General features: G+C 63.5%; 10 protein-coding genes. 1 reads left to right on the top strand and 9 read right to left on the bottom strand.

Annotated features, from left to right (window positions below):
• From AAC023_RS12200 to rpsF, 9 genes are all read right to left on the bottom strand, one after another.
• On the bottom strand, positions 1–397 hold a 397-nt coding region (locus tag AAC023_RS12200; RefSeq protein WP_339741478.1), incomplete at its 3' end, for an SDR family NAD(P)-dependent oxidoreductase.
• Entirely contained in the window at positions 394–1875 is a 1482-nt protein-coding gene (gene purF / locus AAC023_RS12195; protein ID WP_339741477.1) for an amidophosphoribosyltransferase, read from the bottom strand. The genes AAC023_RS12200 and purF, both read right to left, overlap by 4 nt.
• Positions 1872–2528 (bottom strand): CvpA family protein, encoded by a 657-nt coding sequence (locus tag AAC023_RS12190; protein WP_339741476.1) that lies wholly within the window; start codon positions 2526–2528, stop codon positions 1872–1874. Before AAC023_RS12190 ends, purF begins: the two co-directional genes overlap by 4 nt.
• Before the next feature lie 11 nt (positions 2529–2539).
• On the bottom strand, positions 2540–3916 hold the full coding sequence (gene radA / locus AAC023_RS12185; protein WP_339741475.1) for a DNA repair protein RadA: 1377 nt from the start codon (positions 3914–3916) through the stop codon (positions 2540–2542).
• A 60-nt stretch (positions 3917–3976) separates the two neighbouring features.
• The gene (alr, locus tag AAC023_RS12180) at positions 3977–5101 is read right to left on the bottom strand and encodes an alanine racemase (protein ID WP_339741474.1); all 1125 of its coding nucleotides are present in this window, start codon (positions 5099–5101) and stop codon (positions 3977–3979) included.
• Positions 5073–6554 (bottom strand): replicative DNA helicase, encoded by a 1482-nt coding sequence (locus tag AAC023_RS12175; RefSeq protein ID WP_339741473.1) that lies wholly within the window; start codon positions 6552–6554, stop codon positions 5073–5075. Before AAC023_RS12175 ends, alr begins: the two co-directional genes overlap by 29 nt.
• Before the next feature lie 173 nt (positions 6555–6727).
• Positions 6728–7354, bottom strand: coding sequence for a 50S ribosomal protein L9 (rplI, locus tag AAC023_RS12170; RefSeq protein ID WP_339741472.1), 627 nt, complete (start codon positions 7352–7354; stop codon positions 6728–6730).
• 12 nt (positions 7355–7366) lie between these two features.
• Positions 7367–7621: a 30S ribosomal protein S18 gene (gene rpsR / locus AAC023_RS12165; RefSeq protein WP_233342419.1), complete on the bottom strand. Its 255-nt coding sequence runs from the start codon at positions 7619–7621 to the stop codon at positions 7367–7369.
• A gap of 12 nt (positions 7622–7633) precedes the next feature.
• Positions 7634–7990, bottom strand: a complete 357-nt coding sequence (gene rpsF, locus AAC023_RS12160) for a 30S ribosomal protein S6 (protein WP_091770150.1) — start codon at positions 7988–7990, stop codon at positions 7634–7636.
• Positions 7991–8226: 236 nt separating this feature from the next.
• On the opposite strand from rpsF, the gene AAC023_RS12155 reads away from it, so the two are divergent.
• Positions 8227–8812 (top strand): ACP S-malonyltransferase (locus AAC023_RS12155; RefSeq protein WP_339741471.1); only part of this gene is annotated, 586 nt, incomplete at its 3' end.

Genomic DNA, 8812 nt, shown 5'->3' with positions numbered 1-8812 from the left:
TGAGCAGGGCTTCGAAGGCGCGGATCAGGCGGGCCGGGGCCAGCAGGTTGACGCCCAGAACTTCATTCCAGGTCTTCGCTTTGATCTGTGCCGCCGGTGTCAGCACGCCGAGCTGGCCGGCATTGGCCAACAGGATGTCGAGCTTGCCCCAACGCTCCTCGACGATGGCACCGAGTTGCTCAATCCCGTCGCTCGACATCAGGTCAAGCGGGACCAGGGTCGAGGAACCACCCGCAGCGCGGATCAGGTCATCGACCTCTTCCAGCGCGCCGGTGGTGCGGGCGGTGGCAATCACATGGGCGCCGGCCTTGCCGAGTTCGAGCGCCATGGCGCGGCCAATACCGCGCGAAGCACCGGTCACCAGGGCGACGCGGCCGGTCAGATCAATTGCGGTCATGCATCCACCAATAGGGAGAGTTGGAATTCCTTCGCCGACAGCGAACGATCATGATCCATCAGACGCGTGGGATATTCGCCGGTGAAATAGTGATCGGAAAGCTGTGGCGCGCGGTCATTGCGCGGCCCGCCGGTGATCGCCTGATACATGCCGTCGACGGTGAGGAAGGCGAGGCTGTCGGCCTCGAGCTTGGCTGCCATCTGCCCGACGTCCATATTCGCCGCGATCAATTCCTTCTGGCCGGCCATATCGATGCCGTAGAAGTCGGGAAACTTGATCGGCGGGCAGGCCGAGCGGAAATGGACTTCCGTGGCGCCGGCCTCGCGCATCAGTCGCACGATTTTCAGCGAGGTGGTGCCGCGAACGATGGAATCATCAATCAGCAGGACGCGCTTGCCGCGCACGGCGGCGGCATTGGCGGAATGCTTGAGACGGACCGACATGTCGCGGCGGTCCTGATTGGGCTGGATGAAGGTGCGGCCGACGAAGTGGCTGCGGATAATGCCCAGTTCGAAGGGGATGCCGCTGGCTTCCGAATAGCCGAGCGCCGCCGGCACGCCGCTATCGGGAACCGGAATGATGACGTCGACATCGACCGGCATTTCGCGCGCCAGCTGGCGGCCCATTTCCTTGCGGGCTTCATAGACGCTGCGGCCCCCAATATTGGAGTCCGGCCGCGCAAAATAGATGAATTCGAAGGCGCAGGGCCGTGCGGCGCGCGCCGGCGAGAAACGTTCGCTGCGCATTTCGCCATCGGACAGGATGATGGCCTCGCCGGGCTCGACATCGCGGACATAGGTCGCGCCAACCATGTCGAGCGCCGTGGTTTCCGAGGCGAAGACGACCGCATCGCCCAATTGGCCCATTACCAGCGGCCGGATGCCATGCGGGTCGCGCGCGGCGATCAGACGGTCATTGACCAGCACCACGAAGGCAAAGGCGCCCTCGATCTGCTTGAGCGCATGTGAGAGGCGATTGGTCAGCTTGGACTTGCGCGACAGGGCGGCGAGGTGGAGCACGACTTCGGAATCGCTGGTTGACTGGAAAATGGCACCATTCGCGACCAATTCCTCGCGCAGCACGCGGGCATTGGTAATGTGACCGTTATGGGCCAGCGCGATACCGCCGCCGCGGACATCGGAATAGAGCGGCTGCACATTGCGCAGCACCGAGGCGCCCTGGGTCGAATAGCGCACATGGCCGATCGCGACATTGCCGGGCAGGCGTTGTGGCATATCGGCCGAGGTGAAGTTTTCGCCGACCAGGCCGAGATAGCGCTCGACATGAAAACGCGACCCGTCATGGGTCGCGATGCCACAGGCTTCCTGCCCCCGATGCTGGAGTGCGTGCAGGCCGAGTGCGGTGAGAACACCGGCGTCTTCTGAGCCATAAACGGCGAAAACGCCGCATTCTTCCTGGGGTCGATCCGTGACGGGATCGTAAGTCAACGTGGCGGGAAGTGCGTGCTTATCGCTCATCCATCGTCATCCTGGTCATCCGTGGTCGAACCGATCAGCTCATCTAGTCGGTTTCGGTCGCGGCTGCCATAGGAGGTCGCATCATTTCTTATAGTTTCTGCAATCGGATCATCAGCCGGCCCGGACCGCGCTTCGGGCAGCAATTCCGTGTCGGCAATCCGGGAGGTCGATGGCGCCAGGGTCTGCAGTGCGTCGGCGGCGGCCTTGACCAGGGGATAGATCCGCGATTCCGTGACGGCGCGCGGCGGCTGCCCGTCAACGCCCAGCGTCGCCGCCATGAAGATCACGCCGAGTGCGAGCAGGACCAGGCCACGCACCAGGCCGAAGCCGAAGCCGAGTGTACGGTCGACGACATTGACATCATCGCCCTTGGCCAGCCCGCTCGACAGCGAGGAGGTCACGAAGGTGATGGAGAGATAGACCAGCAGGAAGATGACCGCGCCGATCGCCAGCGGAGCCAGCCAGTCGGGATCGATCAATTCGCGTGCCGGGCCGAGAAAGGCGGGCAGGGCCCAGAGCGTCGCCAGCGAGGCGGCGACGAAGGCCGTCACCGACAGCGCCTCGCGCACGAAGCCGCGCACCAGGGCCAGCAGGCCGGAAACCAGAAGGATTGTCAGTCCTATTCCATCGAATGCACTCAGGGAGCCGTCCATCGGCGTCTTTCCTACTCGCCTGCCATCGCCTGCAGAGTTTGCACCAGTTCGAGCGCTGTGGCCACGCCCAGCACACGCACCGGCGCTGCATCGTCGGCCGAGGCTTTCGGGGCGATCGCCCGCGTGAAGCCCAGCTTGGCGGCTTCCTTGAGGCGCGAATCGCTGCGCCCAACCGGACGAACATCGCCGGAAAGACTGATTTCTCCGTAAACGACCCCGTCCGAGGGCAGGGCGACATCGAGGGCCGAAGAGACGATGGCGGCCGCGACCGCGAGATCGGCGGCCGGTTCGGCGATCTTCAACCCGCCGGCGACATTGAGGAAAATGTCACGATTGGAGAAATCGACGCCGCAGCGTGCTTCCAGCACGGCGAGCACCATGGCCAGGCGGCCGCTATCCCAGCCGACCACAGCGCGGCGTGGCGTGCCGAAGGCCGCCGGGGCGACCAGGGCCTGGATCTCGCTCAGAACCGGCCGTGTGCCCTCCATGCCGGCAAAGACGGCGGCACCGGAGGTCGACTCGCCACGGCCATCGAGGAAGAGGGCGGAAGGGTTGGCCACTTCGCCCAGCCCGGCATCGCCCATTTCGAACACGCCGATTTCGTCGGTCGGGCCGAAACGGTTCTTCACGGCGCGCAGGATGCGGAATTGATGGCTGCGTTCGCCTTCGAAATACAGCACGGCATCGACCATGTGCTCGATCACCCGCGGGCCGGCGATCTGGCCATCCTTGGTGACATGGCCGACCAGGATGACGATGCAATTGCGCTGTTTGGCAAAACGCACCAATTCCTGCGAACAGGCGCGTACCTGGGCCACCGTGCCCGGCGCGGCGGCGAGTTGGTCGCTCCACATGGTCTGGATCGAATCGATTACCACGATGTCGGGTTTTTCAGCCTTGAGCCCGTCGAGAATATTGTTGAGCGAGGTTTCCGCCGCCAGCGAGACCGGCGCATCGGCCAGGCCGAGCCGCCGCGCGCGCAGACGCACCTGGGCGACGGCCTCCTCGCCCGAGACATAGATCGCACGGGCATCGGCCCGGGCCATCAGTGCGACGAGTTGCAGCAGCAGGGTGGATTTGCCGATCCCCGGATCGCCGCCGACCAGGATGGCTGAACCGCGGACCAGACCACCGCCGCAAACGCGGTCAAGTTCGGGAATGCCCGATTTCAGGCGCGGCGCTTCGGGTGTGTCGGCGCCGAGATCGACCAGATCGAGCGTATTGCCCTTGCCGCGCCGTTTCGCGCTCGTGGCCTGGGTGCCCAGCGGTGCCGCCGGCGTTTCCTCGACCAGCGTGTTCCAGCTGCCGCAGGCATCGCAGCGCCCGGCCCATTTGCTCTGGGAGGCACCGCAGCTCTGGCAGACATAGATGTTTTCAGCACGGGCCATGGCGAATCGTCTTTTTCAGCTTGGCACTCAGTTCACACTCTGTTCCGCCGGACCGCAAGCTCACTCTGCCGCAGGCAAGCCGGGCAGATAGGTGCGCTGGAAGCGTTGGCCGAGGCGGACGAGGAATTCATAGGTGATGGTGTGGGCGGCCTGGGCCATCGGCTCGACATCCTCACCGAGGAAGCTGACCCAGTCGCCCGGCTCGACCGGTGTGCTGACCTCGCTGAGATCGACCGTCGTCAGATCCATCGAGATGCGGCCGATGATCGGAACTTTCACGCCGCCGATCCGGCCATAACCGCCATCACCGCAGGCGCGGACCAGCCCGTCGGCATAACCGGTGGCAACAGTGGCAATCTGCATGTCGTGTGTCGCCGTGAAGATGGCGCCATAGCCGGCGCAGTCGCCCGCCGCGATCCGGCGCACCTGCAGCACCGGCGCCTCGATCCGCACCGCCGGCTCGAAGGGATTGTCCTGGCCGGGGGCGGGATGGCCGCCATAGAGCGCCAGACCCGGGCGCAGAATATCGAAATGATAGCGGGCATCGAGCATCGCGCCGCCGGAATTGGCGAAGCTGGCAGGGATTTCCGGGAAACAGGCGCGAGCGCGGGCGAAGCGCTGCAATTGTCTGGCGTTGAGCGGGTGATCCGGCTCATGCGAACAGGCCAGATGGCTCATCAATTGACGCACATCCAGACCCTCGATCCAGTCGGGATTGTCGATCAGGCTCTGGGTCGCGTTCGGCCCCAGTCCGAGCCGGTTCATGCCGGTATCGAAATGGATCGCGCAGGGCAGGTCCGGCGCCAGTTCGCGCAGCTGGTGAAACTGATGCAGGTCATTGATGACAGGGAAGAGCCGCGCCTCGCGCAGGGAGTCCAGTTCCGACGGCCAGAAGCCGTTGAAGACGAAAATGTCGGCCTCGCGCCCGGCCAGCGCTTCGCGTGCCTCGCGGCCCTCGGTGGTGTGGGCGACATAGAAAGTGCGGCAACCGGCATCGGCCAGCGCCGGAACGACCCGCGCCGCGCCGAGCCCATAGGCATTGGCCTTGACCACGGCGCCCGTTTGCGCGCCCGGCGCGAGGCGTTGCAGGGCCGCATAATTGCGCTGGATGGCGGCCAGGTCGATGACCAGGCGCGGCGCGGGCTGCGCCCCGCGATCAGCCGGGTCCGTCTTCGAATCGTTCATCAAGGTCGCTAAACTTCGTGCGCGCCCCGTCAAAGGCGAGTTTGGCCGTGCCGATGGCGCCATGGCGTTGCTTGCCGATGACCACTTCGGCCAGTTTTTCAATAATGCGGAATTCTTCCTGCCAGGCGAGATATTCCGGCGTGTCCTCGCGCGGTTTTTCGCGTTCCTTGTAATAGGCTTCGCGATAGACGAACAGCACGACATCGGCGTCCTGCTCGATCGAACCCGATTCACGCAGGTCGGAGAGCTGGGGCTTCTTGTCTTCGCGGCTTTCGACATTACGCGAGAGCTGCGACAGGGCGATGACGGGGACTTCCAATTCCTTGGCCAGGGCCTTGAGGTTCTGGGTCACTTCGGAAACTTCCTGCACGCGGCTATCGCCCGGCCGGTTGCGCGAGGATGTGACCAGCTGCAGGTAATCGACGATGATCAGATCGAGCCCGTGAGTACGCTTGAGCCGTCTTGCCCGCGCCGCGAGGGCGCCGATCGGCAAACCACCCGTGTCGTCGATATAGAGCGGCAAGGACTGGATCTCGAGCACGGCGTCGCGGATCTCTTCATACTGCGTCGCGTCGATCGTGCCCTGGCGGATCATATAGCCGGGAATGCCGGTGTAATCGGCGATCAGACGCATGGCGAGCTGTTCGGCCGACATTTCCAGCGAGAAGAAGCCGACAACGCCGCCCTTGGTCGTCTTGGTGGTGCCGTCGGGCTGTTCCTCGAATTCATAGTTTCGCGCCACATCGAAGGCGATATTGGTCGCCAGAGCGGTTTTCCCCATCGAGGGACGTCCGGCGAGGATGATCAGATCGGACGGGTGCATGCCGCCGAGTTTTTCGTCCAGCGCCTTCAGGCCCGAGGAAATCCCCGACAGCCCGCCATCGCGCTCATAGGCGGCAGCCGCAGTCTCGACCGATTCGGTCAGCGCCTGTTTGAAACTGACAAAGCCGCGTGAGGTTGAACCGGCCTCTGCGAGATTGAAGAGCTGTTGCTCGACCGCCTCGATCAGCTTGCGCGGCTGGGTTTCGGCATCGGTGGTGGCGGTGGCCGAGAGCTCGTCGCCGATGCGGATCAGATCGCGGCGCAGGGCGAGTTCATAGATCATGCGCGCGTATTCGGTCGCCGCCGAATTATTGGCGGCGCTCTCGATCAGCACGGCCAGATAGGTGGTGCCGCCGATTTCGCGCAGCCCGTCATCGCGGTCGAATTGGGTTTTCAGCACCACCGCATCGGCCAGCGAACCGCGGCCGATCAGATCGGAGGCGGTCTCGAAAATACGGCCATGGACGGGGTCGTAGAAATGCTCCGGCTTCAGCCAGTCGGCGATGCGGTGGAAGATTTCATTGTCGTAGAGCAGCGCGCCGAGGAAGGCCTGTTCGGCCTCCAGATTGTGGGGCGCGGTCTCCAGCGTCGTCGGGACGCCGGCATCGAATGTCATCAGCTCAGTGGTCATGCCAATGGGATACAGGCTCGGCGGCCGGGATGCGACCCCTCAATCCGCCCAGGGTGAATCTTTGCCACAGCATTTCCCCGGCCTGTGGAGAAGTGTGGACAAGTCTGGTGGCAAACAAAAACGGGCGGATCTTGCGACCCGCCCGTTTCCGGCACTCAGCATGAGCTGAAAGCCTAGTCTTCGTCGGCTTCGTCTGCTTCCGAATCGTCGGCGCCTTCGGCGCGGCGTTCGGCCAGTTCTTCGCCTTCTTCGCTGGCTTCGAACAGGTCGGCAGCCTGGGCTTCGGCGATGGCGCGATCTTCGTCAGCCTGGGCTGCGATCACGTCTTCACCGGAGGCCTGGCGTTCGGCTTCGTCGAGCGAGCGGGCGACATTGATCGTGACCGTCACCGAAACATCGGCGTGCAGACGGATACGGATGTCGTGCAGGCCCAGCTTCTTGATCGGCGCATGCAGATCAATCTGCGAGCGGACGACCGAAGTGCCGGATTCCGAAACGATCTCGGCAATGTCGCGCGAGGAGACAGAACCGTAGAGCTGACCGCTTTCGCCAGCGGAACGAACCATGACGAAAGTTTCGCCATCGATCACTTCACCAGCGGTCGCTGCTTCAGCAGCCCGTTCGGCATTGCGCGCGATCAGGGCTTCTTTTTCCGCTTCGAAGCGGGCCATATTGCCTTCATTGGCGCGCAGCGCCTTGCCTTGCGGCAGAAGGAAGTTGCGGGCGAATCCCGGACGGACCGAGACAACTTCACCCATGACGCCGAGATTTTCGACGCGTTCCAGGAGAACCAGTTTCATCGTGCGTTCTCCTTAATCCATCACATAGGGAAGCAGTGCCATCTGGCGGGCGCGTTTGATGGCGCGGGCCAGTTCACGTTGCTTCTTGGCGGATACCGCCGTGATACGGGACGGGACGATCTTGCCACGCTCGGACATGTAACGAAGCAGGAGCTTCGGGTCCTTGTAGTCGATCGCGGGTGCATTCTCGCCGGAGAATGGGCACACCTTGCGGCGGCGCATGAATGGGCGGCGAGCAGGCAGGTTTGCAATATTATCGGATGACATCAGTTTCTCTCCTTACGACCGGAAATCGCGGCGCGGACGACGGTCATCCTTCTTCGACAGAATCGCCGAAGGCTGATCGGTGTGCTCGTCGACACGAAGGGTCATGAAACGCATGACGTCTTCGGACAGGCGCTGCAGGCGCTCAAGTTCGTCGATGACGGCGCCATTGGCGTCGATATCGATCAGGCCGTAATGACCCTTGCGCGACTTGTTGATGCGGTAGGACAGGTTACGCAGGCCCCAATATTCGATCTTGCCGGTCTTGCCGCCATTGGTCTCGATCAGGGTCTTCGTTTCTTCCAGAAGAGTTTCCATCTGGGCCGGAGAAACGTCCGGGCGTACGATGAATACGTGCTCGTAAAGTGCCATCTTGGCTCCCTTCGTAAGCGGTTGCGGCGCAAGCCTCGCCGAAGGGGCGGGCAGGCTCGCGGTGGCTCCTGTGCCGGTCCACCACACCATGTGACGGGAATAAAGGAACAGGACCGCAACCAAGCGAAGCGCGCGTTTAGCCTAAAGCGGTGGGCCGTGCAAGCCGCATCCCCTCTTGCGCGCCCGGCGTGACAAGGGGTATCGAGCGATCAATTCAATTGGTGGGAGGCGTTCTGATGACGCTTGCATTCGTATTTCCCGGTCAGGGCAGCCAGGCCGTTGGCATGGGCCAGGAACTGGCCGCTGAATTCTCCGCCGCACGCGCCGTGCTGGCCGAGGTCGATGAAGCGCTCGGGCAGAATCTTTCCGGGCTGATGGCCAATGGTCCGATCGAGGATCTGACCCTGACGGAAAATGCCCAGCCGGCCCTGATGGCGGCCAGCCTGGCAGTGATGCGCGTCCTGGAGGCCGAGTTCGGGGTTGATGTCAGCGCGGCGAAATTCGTCGCCGGTCACAGCCTGGGCGAATACTCGGCCCTGGCGGCGGCGCGCGCCTTGACGATCAGCGATGCGGCGAAACTGCTCAAATTGCGCGGCCGTGCCATGCAGCAGGCTGTCCCGGTCGGGCTGGGGACGATGGCCGCATTGCTCGGTGCCGATGAGGACATGGCGCAGCAGGCGGTTGATGCCGGCTCGCTGGTCGGGGTCTGTGCGATTGCCAATGATAATGCGCCCGGCCAGATCGTGATCTCCGGCTCGACCGCTGCGATCGAGGCGGCGATTGACCGCGCCACATCGCTGGGCGTCAAGAAGGCGATGATGC

It is taken from the genome of uncultured Maricaulis sp. (assembly GCF_963976135.1).
Taxonomy (GTDB): domain Bacteria; phylum Pseudomonadota; class Alphaproteobacteria; order Caulobacterales; family Maricaulaceae; genus Maricaulis.
The sequence above is the reverse complement of the archived record's forward strand: the minus strand, read 5'-3'. Positions and strand labels throughout refer to the sequence as shown.